This window comes from Streptomyces cinnamoneus (genome assembly GCF_002939475.1).
Lineage (GTDB): Bacteria > Actinomycetota > Actinomycetes > Streptomycetales > Streptomycetaceae > Streptomyces > Streptomyces cinnamoneus_A.
The window spans coordinates 1,312,216-1,327,237 of sequence record NZ_PKFQ01000001.1 but is presented as its reverse complement, the minus strand read 5'-3'; the positions used below and the strand labels follow the sequence as shown (position 1 = coordinate 1,327,237).

The following is a 15,022-nucleotide window of genomic DNA, read 5'->3' as shown; positions in this document are numbered from 1 at the left end:
CCGGGTGCGAGGTGCTCCGGTGGCCGGGATCGATACCATGGCAGTCCGGACCTGAACGGGGGGCCGGTACGCATGAGGAGTGCTCTTGCCAGACGAGGTCCAGCCGCTCACCGCCGCTCAACAGGACAAGCCGTCTTCCGAGGCCGCGGCGGTCTCGGGCGCGCCCACCGGCCGTCCGCAGGGCACCGACGGGCCCCCGCCCAAGGGCGAGCCCAGGACCGGCGGCGCGGCGCAGGCCCAGCCGGCCCGCCCCCAGCCGCCCGCCTCCTCCGCGCCGGCCCGGCAGGCGCCCACGCCCGGCCCCGCGCCCCGGCCCGGCTCCTCCAGCCGCGTCCGCGCCCGCCTCGCCCGCCTGGGCGTCCAGCGCTCCAGCCCGTACAACCCGGTGCTCGAGCCGCTGCTGCGCATCGTGCGCGGCAACGACCCCAAGGCCGACACCACGACCCTGCGCCAGATCGAGCGCGCCTACCAGGTCGCCGAGCGCTGGCACCGCGGCCAGAAGCGCAAGAGCGGCGACCCGTACATCACCCACCCGCTCGCGGTCACCACGATCCTCGCCGAGCTGGGCATGGATCCGGCCACCCTGATGGCGGGCCTGCTGCACGACACCGTCGAGGACACCGAGTACGGCCTGGACGACCTGCGCCGTGACTTCGGCGACCAGGTGGCCCTGCTCGTCGACGGCGTCACCAAGCTCGACCGGGTGCAGTTCGGCGAGGCCGCCCAGGCCGAGACCGTGCGCAAGATGGTCGTGGCCATGGCCAAGGACCCCCGCGTCCTGGTGATCAAGCTCGCGGACCGCCTGCACAACATGCGCACCATGCGCTACCTCAAGCGGGAGAAGCAGGAGAAGAAGGCCCGCGAGACGCTGGAGATCTACGCCCCGCTGGCGCACCGGCTGGGCATGAACACCATCAAGTGGGAGCTGGAGGACCTCGCCTTCGCGATCCTCTACCCCAAGATGTACGACGAGATCGTCCGGCTCGTCGCCGAGCGGGCCCCCAAGCGCGACGAGTACCTGGCCGTCGTCACCGACGAGGTCCAGGCCGACCTGCGCGCCGCCCGCATCAAGGCCACCGTCACGGGCCGCCCGAAGCACTACTACAGCGTCTACCAGAAGATGATCGTGCGAGGCCGCGACTTCGCCGAGATCTACGACCTGGTGGGCATCCGCGTCCTCGTCGACACCGTCCGCGACTGCTACGCGGCGCTCGGCACCGTCCACGCCCGGTGGAACCCGGTGCCGGGGCGGTTCAAGGACTACATCGCGATGCCCAAGTTCAACATGTACCAGTCGTTGCACACGACGGTCATAGGGCCCAGCGGCAAGCCCGTCGAGCTGCAGATCCGCACCTTCGACATGCACCGCCGCGCCGAGTACGGCATCGCCGCGCACTGGAAGTACAAGCAGGAGGCCGTCGCCGGAGCCTCCAAGATCCGCACGGACGTGCCGAAGAACGCCGGCAAGAACCAGGACACCGTCAACGACATGGCCTGGCTCCGGCAGTTGCTCGACTGGCAGAAGGAGACGGAGGACCCGGGCGAGTTCCTGGAGTCCCTGCGCTTCGACCTCTCGCGCAACGAGGTCTTCGTCTTCACCCCCAAGGGCGACGTCATAGCGCTCCCGGCGGGCGCCACGCCGGTCGACTTCGCCTACGCCGTGCACACCGAGGTCGGCCACCGCACCATAGGCGCCCGGGTCAACGGACGGCTCGTCCCGCTGGAGTCGACCCTCGACAACGGCGATCTGGTGGAGGTCTTCACCTCCAAGGCCCCCGGCGCGGGCCCCTCCCGCGACTGGCTGGGCTTCGTCAAGTCCCCGCGCGCCCGCAACAAGATCCGCGCCTGGTTCTCCAAGGAGCGCCGCGACGAGGCCATCGAGCAGGGCAAGGACGCCATCGCGCGCGCCATGCGCAAGCAGAACCTGCCGATCCAGCGCATCCTCACCGGCGACTCCCTCGTCACCCTCGCGCACGAGATGCGCTACCCCGACATCTCCTCCCTCTACGCCGCCATCGGTGAGGGCCACGTCGCGGCCCAGGGCGTCGTGCAGAAGCTCGTCCAGGCCCTCGGCGGCGAGGACGCGGCCACGGAGGACATCGAGGAGACCGCCCCGATCCGCGGCCGCTCCAAGCGGCGTTCCAGCGCCGACCCCGGTGTGGTCGTCAAGGGCGTCGACGACGTCTGGGTCAAGCTCGCCCGCTGTTGCACGCCCGTGCCCGGCGACCCGATCATCGGCTTCGTCACGCGCGGCAACGGCATCTCCGTCCACCGCGCCGACTGCGTCAACGTCGACTCGCTCTCGCAGCAGCCCGAGCGGATCCTCGACGTGGAGTGGGCGCCCACCCAGTCCTCCGTCTTCCTGGTCGCCATCCAGGTGGAGGCGCTGGACCGGTCACGGCTGCTCTCGGACGTCACCCGCGTCCTGTCCGACCAGCACGTCAACATCCTCTCGGCCGCCGTGCAGACCTCCCGCGACCGGGTGGCCACCTCGCGCTTCACCTTCGAGATGGGCGACCCCAAGCACCTGGGGCACGTGCTCAAGGCCGTCCGGGGCGTGGAGGGCGTCTACGACGTCTACCGCGTGACGTCCGCGCGCAGGCCGTAGCGACGGCATGAGTAAGGGGCTCCGGCCATGGCCGGAGCCCCTTACTCATGGGCATGTGCGGGCTGAAGCTCAGCCGCCGAACTCCTCAAGGCCCTTCAGGGCCTGGTCCAGCAGCGCCTTGCGGCCCTCAAGCTCCTTCGCGAGCTTGTCGGCCTTCGCGTCGTTGCCCGCGGCGCGCGCCTTGTCGACCTGCTCCTGGAGCTTGTCGACGGCGGCCTGGAGCTGGCCCGTCAGACCGGCCGCACGGGCCCGCGCCTCCGGGTTCGTACGCCGCCACTCGGCCTCCTCGGCCTCCTGGATGGCGCGCTCCACCGCGTGCATCCGGCCCTCGATCTTCGGCCGGGCGTCGCGCGGCACGTGGCCGATGGCCTCCCAGCGCTCGTTGACCGAACGGAACGCCGCCCGCGCCGCCTTGAGGTCCGTGACCGGCAGGAGCTTCTCGGCCTCGACGACCAGCTCCTCCTTGAGCGTCAGGTTGCCCTGCTGCTCGGCGTCACGCTCGGCGAACACCTCGCTCCGCGCCTGGAAGAAGACGTCCTGGGCGCCGCGGAAACGGGTCCACAGCTCGTCCTCGGCCTCGCGCTGGGCGCGCCCGGCGGCCTTCCACTCGGCCATCAGGTCGCGGTAGCGCGCGGCGGTCGGGCCCCAGTCCGTGGAGCCGGAGAGCGCCTCGGCCTCGGCGACCAGCTTCTCCTTGACCTTGCGGGCGTCCTCACGCTGTGCGTCCAGCGCGGCGAAGTGCGCCTTGCGTCGCTTGGAGAACGCCGAGCGGGCGTGGGAGAAGCGGTGCCACAGCTCGTCGTCGGTCTTGCGGTCCAGCCGCGGCAGGCCCTTCCACGTGTCGACCAGGGCGCGCAGCCGCTCGCCGGCGGATCGCCACTGCTCGCTCGCCGCCAGCTCCTCGGCCTCGGCGACCAGCGACTCCTTGGCCGTACGGGCTTCCTCGGACTGCTTGGCCTTCGCCGCCTTGCGCTCCTCGCGGCGCGTCTCGACGGTGGCGACCAGCTTGTCCAGGCGCTCGCGCAGGGCTTCGAGGTCACCCACCACGTGGTGCTCGTCGACCTGGACGCGCAGGTGGTCGATCGCGGTCATCGCGTCCTTGGCCGACAGGTCGGTCGTCCTCACCCGTCGCTCGAGGAGGCCGATCTCGACGACCAGGCCCTCGTACTTGCGCTCGAAGTAAGCCAGGGCCTCCTCTGGAGACCCCGCCTGCCACGATCCGACGACCTGCTCGCCGTCGGCGGTACGCACGTACACGGTCCCCGTCTCATCGACGCGGCCCCACGGGTCGCTGCTCACAGCGCCTCCTCCACATGATGCCGGGGCCACTGCCGGGCCCGCGCGCATCGTCCACAGTTGTTGCCGGGCAGAGCCGCGCTCTGGCCGGTCCGACGGCTTGATCATCCGGGTGCGCAGAGCCGTCGGAGCAGGCACCCTACACAACGCCAACATAGGCGAACGGTGGCCCGGCTGTCCGTATCCCGCGCGACCGAAATTTCGCCGTCCGGGCGTCAGCTTCCGGCCACGGTCGCCTTGTCGATCACGACGGTCGCGTTGGGCGCGCCGTCGCCGGCGCCCGACCGCTCACCGGCGTCGGCGATCTTCTTGAGGGTCTTCATGCCCTCCTCGCCGATGGTGCCGAAGGGCGTGTACTGCGGCGGCAGCTGGCTGTCCTGGTAGACGAGGAAGAACTGGCTGCCCCCGGTGTGCGGCTGGCCGGTGTTGGCCATCGCGATCGTGCCCGCCGGGTAGACGTTGTCCTTGAGCCGGGAGTCCTTGAGGTTCTCGTCCTCGATGGTGTAGCCGGGGCCGCCCATGCCGGTGCCCTTCGGGTCGCCGCACTGCAGGACGTAGATGCCGGCGGTGGTCAGGCGGTGGCACTTGGAGTGGTCGAAGAACCCTTCCTTCGCCAGGAAGTCGAAGGAGTTGACCGTGTGCGGCGCGTTCGCGGCGTCGAGCTTGACGTCGATCGCGCCGCAGGTGGTCTTCAGTTCCATCGCGTACGACTTGGACTTGTCGACGCTCATCTCGGGCTCCGACTTCCACGTCTTGCCGGAGGGCGAGCCCGGAGCGGGCTTCGCGCACGGGTCCGGGCCCTTCTTGGGGCTCGGGGCGGCGTCCTGGGCCGCCGCGTCCGTCCTCTTCCCGCCGTCCGAGAAGGCGCCCGCCGCGTACGCGCCCGCGCCCGCGGCCACCACGACGGCGAGGCCGGCGGCGATCACCGCGTTGCGGCGACGGGCCTTGCGCCGTGCCGCGTCGCGCCGCTGCTGCTGCCGCTCGAACTTCTCCCGGGCGAGCTGCCGCCGCCGCTGCTCGTTACTGGCCACCGGGTCGTCTCCTCATACCGTGTGTGTTTTGGTGTGTTCTGAAGGCCTGTGTTGCGAGTGTGCCCGTACCGTATACGGGTTCGCGGCGGTGGGAGTGCCGCCGGTAGGCTCTGAGGCGGCCGGGTGCCCCCACCGGGGCCTCCCGCCGACGCACCATCTGCTGAAGACTCGCCGATCATTAAGGACGAACGTGCTCATTGCCGGGTTCCCCGCCGGGGCCTGGGGGACCAACTGCTACCTGGTCGCCCCGGCCGCGGGTGAGGAGTGCGTGATCATCGACCCGGGCCATCAGGCCGCCCAGGGCGTCGAGGAAGCACTGAAGAAGCATCGGCTCAAGCCCGTCGCCGTCGTCCTCACCCACGGCCACATCGACCACGTCGCCTCGGTCGTCCCGGTGTGCGGCGCCCATGACGTACCGGCCTGGATCCACCCCGCCGACCGCTACATGATGAGCGACCCGGGAAAGGCCCTCGGCCGCTCCATCGGGCAGCAGCTCATGGGCGAGCTGACCGTCGGGGAGCCCGACGACGTCAGGGAGCTGTCCGACGGCAGCCGGCTCGACCTCGCGGGGCTGGAGTTCACCGTCGCGCACGCGCCCGGCCATACCAAGGGGTCGGTGACCTTCCGGATGCCCGAGTCCTCCGACGTCCCGTCGGTGTTCTTCTCGGGCGACCTGTTGTTCGCCGGCTCCATCGGACGCACCGACCTGCCCGGTGGCGACCACTCCGAGATGCTCCAGTCGCTGGCCCGCGTGTGCCTGCCCCTGGACGACTCGACCGTGGTGCTGTCCGGCCACGGCCCCCAGACGACCATCGGCCATGAGCGCGCCACCAACCCCTTCCTGCGGGAGGTGGCCGCCGGCCCTGGAGCCGGACACCCGGCTCCGCGACGAGGAATGTGACGAAAGTTCCGTGAGCACCTTCAAGGCCCCCAAGGGCACCTACGACCTGATCCCGCCGGACTCCGCGGTCTACCTCGCCGTGCGCGAGGCCATCTCCTCGCCGCTCAAGCGCGCCGGCTACGGATACATCGAGACCCCCGGCTTCGAGCAGGTGGAGCTGTTCTCCCGCGGCGTCGGCGAGTCGACCGACATCGTGACCAAGGAGATGTACACCCTCACCCAGCGCGGCAAGGAGCAGCTCGCCCTCCGTCCCGAGGGCACCGCCTCCGTGCTGCGCGCCGCGCTGGAGGCCAACCTCCACAAGTCGGGCAACCTCCCGGTCAAGCTCTGGTACTCGGGTTCGTACTACCGCTACGAGCGCCCGCAGGCTGGCCGCTACCGCCACTTCTCCCAGGTCGGCGCCGAGGCGATCGGCGCCGAGGACCCCGCGCTCGACGCCGAGCTGATCATCCTGGCCGTCGACGCCTACAAGTCGCTGGGCCTCACGAACTTCCGGCTGCTGCTGAACTCGCTCGGTGACAAGGAGTGCCGCCCCGCCTACCGGGACGCCCTCCAGGCCTTCCTGCGCGACCTGGACCTGGACGAGGACACCCGCCGCCGCGTCGAGATCAACCCGCTGCGCGTGCTCGACGACAAGCGCGAGGACGTGCAGAAGCAGCTCGCCGGCGCCCCCATGCTGCGCGACCACCTGTGCGAGGCGTGCAAGGAGTACCACGAGCAGGTGCGCGAGCTGCTCACCGCCGCCGGGGTCGCCTTCCAGGACGACGAGAAGCTGGTGCGCGGCCTGGACTACTACACCCGCACCACGTTCGAGTTCGTCCACGACGGTCTCGGCTCGCAGTCCGCGGTCGGCGGCGGCGGCCGCTACGACGGCCTGTCCGAGATGATCGGCGGACCGGCGCTGCCCTCCGTGGGCTGGGCGCTCGGCGTGGACCGCACGGTGCTGGCCCTGAAGGCCGAGGGCGTCGAGCTGGAACTGCCCGCCCCGACCCAGGTCTTCGCCGTGCCGCTGGGCGAGGAGGCCCGCCGGGTGCTCTTCGGCGTGGTCACCGAGCTGCGCCGGGCCGGCGTCGCGACGAACTTCGCCTTCGGCGGCAAGGGCCTGAAGAACGCCATGAAGTCGGCCAACCGCTCCGGCGCGCGCTTCGCGCTCGTCGCCGGGGAGCGCGACCTGGCCGAGGGCATGGTGCAGCTCAAGGACCTCGAGAGCGGCGAGCAGAAGGCCGTCGCCCTCGACACCGTCGTGAGTGAAGTCCTTTCGGCCCAGGGCTGATTCACAGGCCCCTGGTGCAGAATGGGCGGCAACGGCCTACTGATGGGATCGACAGCGCTATGACCACTTCGGCACTCGACCGCTCCGATACCGACGACACGGAGCGGGACGGGCCCGCCACGGGAGCGGTGGGCGGCGGTCGTGCCTTCGCATGGCTGCTGGTCGTCACCGGGGCGATGGGGCTGCTGGCGTCCTGGGTCATCACGCTCGACAAGTTCAAGCTGCTGGAGGACCCGAACTTCGTACCGGGTTGCAGCCTGAACCCCATCGTCTCCTGCGGCAACATCATGTCGAGCGACCAGGCCAAGGCCTTCGGGTTCCCGAACCCGATGCTGGGCCTGGTCGCCTACGGCATGATCATCGCCATCGGGCTCGCCCTGCTGACCGGGTCCCGCTTCCCGCGGTGGTACTGGCTGGGCATGGAGGCCGGCTGCCTCTTCGGCGTCGGCTTCGTCACCTGGCTCCAGTACCAGTCGCTGTACGTGATCGGCTCGCTGTGCCTGTGGTGCTGCCTGGCCTGGGTCGCCACCATCGTGATGTTCTGGTACGTCACCGTGCAGAACCTCCGCCACGGCTTCATCCCCGCGCCGGAGGGGCTCAAGCGGGGGCTGCTGGAGTTCCACTGGGTGGTCCCGGTGCTGTGGATCGGCGTCATCGGCATGCTGATCCTCACCAAGTGGTGGTGGTTCTGGACCGGCGGCACCGCCTGAGTCCCCCGCCGTACGCACGTACGCACCTGGCTTGACCAACGCCGCCGGACCCATGGGTCCGGCGGCGTTGTCAGTGCTGTGGCCTAGGGTTGGCGGACGTGGAGCCCGACCTGTTCACCGCAGCCGCAGAGGACCGCCAGGAGAGAGATCCGGCAGGCAGTCCGCTGGCCGTCCGCATGCGCCCCCGTACCCTCGACGAGGTCGTCGGCCAGGGGCACCTGCTCAAGCAGGGCAGCCCGCTGCGCCGGCTGGTGGGGGAGGCGAGCGGCGGCCCCGCCGGGCCCTCCTCGGTGATCCTCTGGGGTCCGCCCGGCACCGGCAAGACGACGCTCGCCTACGTGGTCAGCCAGGCCACCAACAAGCGCTTCGTGGAGCTGTCCGCGATCACCGCCGGCGTCAAGGAGGTGCGGGCCGTCATCGACGGCGCCCGCCGTGCCTCCGGCGGGTACGGAAAGGAGACCGTCCTCTTCCTGGACGAGATCCACCGCTTCAGCAAGGCCCAGCAGGACTCCCTGCTGCCGGCCGTCGAGAACCGCTGGGTGACCCTGATCGCGGCCACCACGGAGAACCCCTACTTCTCCGTGATCTCCCCTCTGCTCTCGCGTTCGCTGCTGCTGACCCTCCAGGCGCTCACCGACGACGACCTGCGCGGCCTGACCCATCGCGCGCTGACAGACGAGCGGGGCCTGGGCGGCGCGGTGACCCTCTCCGGGGACGCCGAGGCGCACCTGCTGCGCATCGCCGGGGGTGACGCCCGCAGGGCGCTCACGGCCCTGGAGGCGGGGGCGGGCTCGGCCCTCGCCAAGGGCGAGGACGAGATCACCCTGGAGACCCTGGAAGGGGCCGTCGACCGCGCGGCGGTGAAGTACGACCGCGACGGCGACCAGCACTACGACGTCGCCAGCGCGCTGATCAAGTCGATCCGCGGCTCGGACGTCGACGCGACGCTGCACTATCTGGCCCGGATGATCGAGGCGGGGGAGGACCCCCGGTTCATCGCCCGGCGGCTGATGATCTCGGCGAGCGAGGACATCGGCCTGGCCGACCCGACGGCGCTGCAGACGGCGGTCGCCGGGGCGCAGGCCGTGGCGATGATCGGTTTCCCCGAGGCGCGGATCACCCTGAGCCAGGTGGCGGTGGCGCTGGCGCTGGCCCCGAAGTCCAACGCGGCGTATCTCGCGATCGACGCGGCCCTGGCGGACGTCCGGGCCGGCCTGGCCGGGCCCGTGCCGCCGCACCTGCGCGACAGCCACTACAAGGGCGCGGAGAAGCTCGGCCACGGGCGCGGCTACACGTATCCGCACGATGTGCCCGGCGGGATCGCCCCGCAGCAGTACGCCCCGGACTCCGTCCACGGCAAGCGGTACTACGAGCCCACGCGCTACGGCGCGGAGGCGCGGTACGCGGACGTGGTGGAGCGGGTGCGGTCCCGCCTGCGCGGGGAGCAGCCGCCGGGGGAGTAGGGGCCCGCCGGCCCCGGCTCCCCGGGACGCCGGGCGAGCGGCGCCGGCCCCGGGGGACCGGACACCTCCTAGTAGCCCGCCGCCTCGAAGAGGCGGTGCATCTCCTGACGCAGCTGTGCGATGTCCCGCACCGGCTCGGGGAACTCGAAGCGGGCGTCGAAGGAGCGGTCCGCGGCCGTGCCGCCGCCCTCGCGGCGCGTGAAGCGGACCCTCAGGCCGAAGCGGTCCAGGGCCACCGGCACCACCTGCGCGTAGGCTTCCGACGAGGGGCTCTCGCGCTCGCCCAGCAGCGCGCTCAGGCCGCGCACCTGGTCGCCGTGGCCGGCGTGGAGGTGCTGGAGCAGCTCCGCCTCGTGGTCCACCAGGGGGTCGGGGCAGGCGTGCGCGAACTCCTCGGGCTCGACGCTCTCCGTGCCCCAGAGGTCGTCCACGGACACCTCGCCCAGCTCCAGCCGCAGCAGCATCCGCCCCGGCTCGGCCATGCCGGGCACACAGGTGAGCCAGCCGGACAGCCTGGCGCGGCCCCGGATACGGTTGGGCACGGAGACCGGCGCCACATCGGTCAGCTCCAGCGCCGCGGCCAGCTCGTCGTCCTGGGCGTGGGTGGCGGCCCGTACGGCCGGGGAGTCGGCCGGCAGCACCAGGAAGATCTCGCCGTCCGGGCCGACCGTCCGCACGCCGGGCATCAGCTGGTCCGGATAGATGCACTCCAGGCCGGGAATCAGCAGTACCGCCGAGCATGTACTCTGTACGAGAGTTCGTGTGCGCTCGGCTGCTGACGGCATCCGTGCGATTTCAAGTCCGCTGGGACGCGGCTGACCACGATCTGATCGGACCTCCGTCACGTCGGCGCCATCAAGAGCGTCGGCCTCTTTCGTGCTGTCCGTGATGTGACTGGTGTTCCCCGGACGAGACATGCGATCTCCTTGAGTAAGGTAAGCCTAACCTAACTTATCAACGGAGGTCTGGAGAACGTGCCTAACCAGTCGCGTCCCAAGGTCAAGAAGTCTCGCGCGCTCGGTATCGCGCTGACGCCGAAGGCCGTCAAGTACTTCGAGGCCCGCCCCTACCCGCCGGGCGAGCACGGCCGTGGCCGCAAGCAGAACTCGGACTACAAGGTCCGTCTGCTCGAGAAGCAGCGTCTGCGCGCCCAGTACGACATCAGCGAGCGCCAGATGGCGCGCGCCTACGACCGCGCCAAGAAGGCCGAGGGCAAGACGGGCGAGGCGCTGGTCGTCGAGCTCGAGCGTCGTCTCGACGCCCTGGTCCTGCGTTCGGGCATCGCCCGCACCATCTACCAGGCCCGCCAGATGGTCGTCCACGGCCACATCGAGGTCAACGGTGGCAAGGTCGACAAGCCGTCCTTCCGCGTGCGTCCGAACGACGTCGTGATGGTCCGCGAGCGCAGCCGTGCCAAGCACCCCTTCCAGGTCGCCATGGCCGGTGGCTACGCCGGTGAGGGCGAGACCCCGCGCTACCTGCAGGTCAACCTGCCGGCGCTGGCGTTCCGCCTGGACCGCGACCCGAACCGCAAGGAGATCCCCGTGATCTGCGACGAGCAGCTCGTCGTCGAGTACTACGCCCGCTGACCCGGACGTAGCACTCTCCTTCTGCTCAGCCCGTCGACTCTCCGGCCCCCGTGGCCGGCGAGCCGGCGGGCTGGCGCGTTTCCGGCCCCCGTCCCGGCTGGGTGAATCTCCGTACATCCGTGCCTCTACGGAGCGGTAATGCGGTACGGGCCGCGAGGCCCGGCGCGATAAGGTCGGTATTCGCAGACAAAAGACAACGGCTAGGGAGCGGTGCAGCGTGTCCGGTGGAGAGGTGGCCGGGATCCTCGTGGCCGTCTTCTGGGCGATCCTGGTGTCCTTCATCGCCCTGGTGCTCGTACGCCTCGCCCAGACGCTGAAGGCGGCCACCAGGCTGGTGTCGGAGATCTCCGAGCAGGCCGTGCCGCTCCTCGCCGACGCCTCGGCGACCGTCCGCTCCGCCAACACCCAGCTCGCCCGCGTCGACTCGATCACCGCGGACGTCCAGGAGGTCACGGCGAACGCCTCCGCCCTCTCCTCGACCGTCTCCTCCGCCTTCGGCGGACCGCTGGTCAAGGTCGCCGCCTTCGGCTACGGGGTGCGCCGGGCGATCGGCCGCAAGACCGAGCCGGCGGAGCGGGAGAGCACCGTCTTCGCCGGCCGGACCGTCGACAGCAGGCTTCCGTCCGCCCGGCGCGGCGGCCGCCGTACCCGTGGGAAGGGCTGATCCCGGAAATGTTCCGCCGCACGTTCTGGTTCACCACCGGTGTAGCCGCCGGTGTCTGGGCCACCACCAAGGTCAACCGCAAGCTCGCCAAGCTCACCCCGGAGAGCCTGGCGCTGCAGGCGGCGGACCGAGCGGTCATCGCGGGCCGCAAGGTCAAGCTCTTCGCCCTGGACGTGCGCGACGGCATGGCCCACCGGGAAGCGGCGCTCAAGGACGCGCTCGGCCTCACGGCCGCGCCCCCCGCCCCCGAGCACCGCGCGCTTCCCGGACAGCGTCACCTCGTCGCGCTCGAACAGCAGCACCCCTACAACTCGTACACCCGGAAAGAGGACCACTGATGGAGTCGGCTGAAATCCGCAGGCGCTGGCTGCGCTTCTTCGAGGAGCGTGGGCACACCGTCGTGCCGTCGGCGTCGCTCATCGCGGACGACCCGACCCTGCTGCTGGTCCCGGCCGGCATGGTCCCCTTCAAGCCCTACTTCCTCGGCGAGGTCAAGCCGCCCTTCCCGCGCGCCACCAGCGTGCAGAAGTGCGTCCGCACCCCGGACATCGAGGAGGTCGGCAAGACCACCCGGCACGGCACGTTCTTCCAGATGTGCGGCAACTTCTCCTTCGGCGACTACTTCAAGGAAGGCGCCATCAAGTACGCCTGGGAGTTGCTGACGACTCCCGTGGCGGACGGCGGCTACGGCCTTGAGCCGGAGAAGCTCTGGATCACCGTCTACCTCGACGACGACGAGGCCGAGCGGATCTGGCGCGACGTGGTCGGCGTGCCCGCCCAGCGCATCCAGCGCCTGGGCAAGAAGGAGAACTACTGGTCCATGGGCGTCCCCGGCCCGTGCGGACCGTGCTCCGAGATCAACTACGACCGCGGCCCCGAGTTCGGCATCGAGGGCGGCCCGGCGGTCAACGACGAGCGTTACGTGGAGATCTGGAACCTGGTCTTCATGCAGTACGAGCGCGGCGCCGGCGAGGGCAAGGAGGACTTCCCCATCCTCGGCGACCTGCCGAGCCAGAACATCGACACCGGTCTCGGCCTCGAGCGCCTGGCGATGATCCTGCAGGGCGTGCAGAACATGTACGAGACCGACACCCTGCGCGTCGTGATCGACAAGGCCACCGAGCTCACCGGCGTCCGCTACGGCGCCGCCCAGAACAGCGACGTCGCCCTGCGCGTGGTCGCCGACCACATGCGCACGTCCACGATGCTCATCGGCGACGGCGTCACCCCCGGCAACGAGGGCCGCGGCTACGTCCTGCGCCGCATCATGCGCCGCGCCATCCGCAACATGCGCCTGCTGGGGGCCACCGGACCGGTCGTCGCCGAGCTGCTCGACGTCGTCATCCGCACGATGGGCCAGCAGTACCCCGAGCTGCTGACGGACCGCCAGCGCATCGAGACGGTCGCGCTCGCCGAGGAGGCCGCCTTCCTCAAGGCCCTCAAGGGCGGCACCAACATCCTGGACACCGCCGTCACCGAGACCAAGGCCGCCGGCGGCACGGTCCTCGCCGGCGACAAGGCCTTCCTGCTCCACGACACCTGGGGCTTCCCGATCGACCTCACCCTCGAGATGGCCGCCGAGCAGGGCCTGTCCGTGGACGAGGAGGGCTTCCGCCGCCTGATGAAGGAGCAGCGGGAGCGTGCCAAGGCCGACGCCAAGGCCAAGAAGACCGGCCACGCCGACCTGTCCGCCTACCGCGAGGTGGCCGACACCGTCGGCGAGACCGAGTTCACCGGCTACACCCTCACCGAGAACGAGTCCACGGTCGTCGGCCTGCTCGTCGACGGCGTGCCCTCGCCCGCCGCCTCCGAGGGCGACGAGGTCGAGGTCGTCCTCGACCGCACCCCCTTCTACGCCGAGGGCGGCGGCCAGCTCGCCGACCAGGGCCGCATCAAGCTCGACAACGGCGCGGTCATCGAGGTCCGCGACGTGCAGAAGCCCGTCCCGGGCGTCAACGTCCACAAGGGCGTCGTCCAGGTCGGCGAGGTCACCGTGGGCGCCTCCGCCTACGCCGTGATCGACGTCAGGCGCCGCCGGGCCATCGCCCGCGCCCACAGCGCCACCCACCTGACCCACCAGGCGCTGCGCGACGCCCTGGGCCCGACGGCCGCCCAGGCCGGCTCGGAGAACTCCCCGGGCCGCTTCCGCTTCGACTTCGGCTCGCCGGCCGCCGTGCCCGGCTCGGTCCTCACCGACGTCGAGCAGCGCATCAACGAGGTCCTCTCGCACGAACTCGACGTGCACGCCGAGGTCATGAGCCTCGACGAGGCCAAGAAGGCCGGTGCCATCGCCGAGTTCGGCGAGAAGTACGGCGAGCGCGTGCGCGTGGTCACCATCGGCGACTTCTCCAAGGAGCTGTGCGGCGGCACGCACGTGGCCAACACCGCCCAGCTGGGCCTGGTGAAGCTGCTCGGCGAGTCCTCGATCGGCTCCGGCGTGCGCCGCGTCGAGGCCCTCGTCGGTGCCGACGCCTACAACTTCCTGGCCAAGGAGCACACGGTCGTCGCCCAGCTCACCGAGCTGGTCAAGGGCCGCCCGGAGGAGCTCCCGGAGAAGATCTCCGGCATGCTCGCCAAGCTCAAGGACGCCGAGAAGGAGATCGAGCGCTTCCGCGCCGAGAAGGTGCTCGCCGCCGCCGCGGGCCTGGCCGAGGGCGCCAAGGACGTCCACGGCGTGGCCCTGGCCATCGGCCGGGTGCCGGACGGCACCGGCGCCGACGACCTGCGCAAGCTCGTCCTGGACGTCCGCGGGCGCATCCAGGGCGGCCGCCCGGCCGTCGTGGCCCTGTTCACCGTGGCGGGCGGCCGCCCGCTGACCGTCATCGCCACCAACGAGGCCGCCCGTGAGCGCGGCCTCAAGGCCGGCGACCTGGTCCGCACCGCGGCCAAGACGCTCGGCGGCGGTGGCGGCGGCAAGCCGGACGTCGCCCAGGGCGGCGGTCAGAACCCCGAGGCCGTCGACGAGGCCATGGCCGCCGTCGAGCGCCTCGTCGCGGAAGCGGCCTGACCGTGCGACGAGGCAGGCGCATCGCCGTGGACGTCGGGGACGCCCGCATCGGGGTCGCGTCGTGCGACCCCGACGGGATCCTCGCCACCCCCGTCGAGACCGTGCCCGGTCGCGACATCCCGCAGGCCCACAAGCGGCTGGCCGCGATCGTCGCGGAGTACGAGCCCATCGAGGTCGTCGTCGGTCTGCCCCGCTCCCTCAAGGGGGGAGAGGGGCCGGCCGCGGCCAAGGTGCGGACGTTCGCCAAGGAGATGGCCCGGCGCGTCGCGCCGGTGCCGGTCCGGCTGGTCGACGAGCGTATGACGACCGTCACGGCCGCGCAGGGTCTGCGCGCCTCCGGCGTCAGCGCCAAGAAGGGCCGTTCCTTCGTCGACCAGGCGGCCGCCGTGGTCATCCTGCAGAACGCCCTGGAGATCGAGAAGGTCTCCGGGCGGCCGCCGGGTGAGGCCGTCGAAGTGGTCATCTGATCGCAATACGGTA

At 70.9% G+C, this 15,022-nt stretch carries 13 protein-coding genes; 10 read left to right on the top strand and 3 right to left on the bottom strand.

Annotation, left to right across the window (positions count from 1 at the left end; genetic code table 11):
* The first annotated feature begins 85 nt into the window (after window positions 1-85).
* Entirely contained in the window at window positions 86-2,608 is a 2,523-nt protein-coding gene (locus tag CYQ11_RS05175; RefSeq protein WP_099197669.1) for a RelA/SpoT family protein, read from the top strand.
* 69 nt (window positions 2,609-2,677) lie between these two features.
* On the opposite strand, the gene CYQ11_RS05170 is transcribed toward CYQ11_RS05175, so the two are convergent.
* Entirely contained in the window at window positions 2,678-3,907 is a 1,230-nt protein-coding gene (locus CYQ11_RS05170; protein ID WP_099197668.1) for a DUF349 domain-containing protein, read from the bottom strand.
* Window positions 3,908-4,119: 212 nt separating this feature from the next.
* Window positions 4,120-4,935 carry a peptidylprolyl isomerase gene (locus tag CYQ11_RS05165; RefSeq protein WP_099197667.1) on the bottom strand — a complete coding sequence of 272 codons (816 nt, stop codon included), beginning with the start codon at window positions 4,933-4,935 and terminating at the stop codon, window positions 4,120-4,122.
* 190 nt (window positions 4,936-5,125) lie between these two features.
* Here CYQ11_RS05165 and CYQ11_RS05160 point away from each other — a divergent pair, with 190 nt between their 5' ends.
* The 4 genes from CYQ11_RS05160 (at window position 5,126) to CYQ11_RS05145 (ending at window position 9,282) form a co-directional block, all read left to right on the top strand.
* Window positions 5,126-5,836: an MBL fold metallo-hydrolase gene (locus CYQ11_RS05160; protein ID WP_099197666.1), complete on the top strand. Its 711-nt coding sequence runs from the start codon at window positions 5,126-5,128 to the stop codon at window positions 5,834-5,836.
* 10 nt (window positions 5,837-5,846) lie between these two features.
* Window positions 5,847-7,109 carry a histidine--tRNA ligase gene (hisS, locus tag CYQ11_RS05155; RefSeq protein ID WP_099197665.1) on the top strand — a complete coding sequence of 421 codons (1,263 nt, stop codon included), beginning with the start codon at window positions 5,847-5,849 and terminating at the stop codon, window positions 7,107-7,109.
* 59 nt (window positions 7,110-7,168) lie between these two features.
* Complete coding sequence (locus CYQ11_RS05150) at window positions 7,169-7,819, top strand: vitamin K epoxide reductase family protein (protein ID WP_099197664.1); 651 nt, start codon at window positions 7,169-7,171, stop codon at window positions 7,817-7,819.
* Between the two features lie 98 nt (window positions 7,820-7,917).
* Complete coding sequence (locus tag CYQ11_RS05145) at window positions 7,918-9,282, top strand: replication-associated recombination protein A (protein WP_099197663.1); 1,365 nt, start codon at window positions 7,918-7,920, stop codon at window positions 9,280-9,282.
* Between the two features lie 68 nt (window positions 9,283-9,350).
* On the opposite strand, the gene CYQ11_RS05140 is transcribed toward CYQ11_RS05145, so the two are convergent.
* A complete protein-coding gene (locus CYQ11_RS05140) occupies window positions 9,351-10,067 on the bottom strand; it encodes a DUF2470 domain-containing protein (RefSeq protein ID WP_099197662.1) in 717 nt (238 codons plus the stop codon).
* A gap of 189 nt (window positions 10,068-10,256) precedes the next feature.
* On the opposite strand from CYQ11_RS05140, the gene rpsD reads away from it, so the two are divergent.
* The 5 genes from rpsD (at window position 10,257) to ruvX (ending at window position 15,009) form a co-directional block, all read left to right on the top strand.
* Complete coding sequence (gene rpsD, locus CYQ11_RS05135; RefSeq protein ID WP_071966204.1) at window positions 10,257-10,871, top strand: 30S ribosomal protein S4; 615 nt, start codon at window positions 10,257-10,259, stop codon at window positions 10,869-10,871.
* A gap of 217 nt (window positions 10,872-11,088) precedes the next feature.
* Window positions 11,089-11,535, top strand: a complete 447-nt coding sequence (locus CYQ11_RS05130) for a DUF948 domain-containing protein (protein ID WP_240003141.1) — start codon at window positions 11,089-11,091, stop codon at window positions 11,533-11,535.
* An 8-nt stretch (window positions 11,536-11,543) separates the two neighbouring features.
* The gene (locus CYQ11_RS05125; RefSeq protein ID WP_104650963.1) at window positions 11,544-11,873 is read left to right on the top strand and encodes a DUF6167 family protein; all 330 of its coding nucleotides are present in this window, start codon (window positions 11,544-11,546) and stop codon (window positions 11,871-11,873) included.
* Complete coding sequence (gene alaS, locus CYQ11_RS05120) at window positions 11,873-14,542, top strand: alanine--tRNA ligase (RefSeq protein ID WP_099197660.1); 2,670 nt, start codon at window positions 11,873-11,875, stop codon at window positions 14,540-14,542. The genes CYQ11_RS05125 and alaS overlap by 1 nt, the downstream gene beginning before the upstream one ends.
* Window positions 14,539-15,009 carry a Holliday junction resolvase RuvX gene (ruvX, locus tag CYQ11_RS05115; protein ID WP_099197659.1) on the top strand — a complete coding sequence of 157 codons (471 nt, stop codon included), beginning with the start codon at window positions 14,539-14,541 and terminating at the stop codon, window positions 15,007-15,009. The genes alaS and ruvX overlap by 4 nt, the downstream gene beginning before the upstream one ends.
* Window positions 15,010-15,022 lie beyond the last annotated feature (13 nt).

Bases quoted from the DNA above. Each gene is read 5' to 3' on its own strand.
- CYQ11_RS05150 (WP_099197664.1), top strand. From the start codon at position 7,169: ATGACCACTTCGGCACTCGACCGCTCCGATACCGACGACACGGAGCGG.
- CYQ11_RS05140 (WP_099197662.1), bottom strand. From the start codon at position 10,067: ATGCCGTCAGCAGCCGAGCGCACACGAACTCTCGTACAGAGTACATGC.
- CYQ11_RS05125 (WP_104650963.1), top strand. From the start codon at position 11,544: ATGTTCCGCCGCACGTTCTGGTTCACCACCGGTGTAGCCGCCGGTGTC.
- alaS (WP_099197660.1), top strand. From the start codon at position 11,873: ATGGAGTCGGCTGAAATCCGCAGGCGCTGGCTGCGCTTCTTCGAGGAG.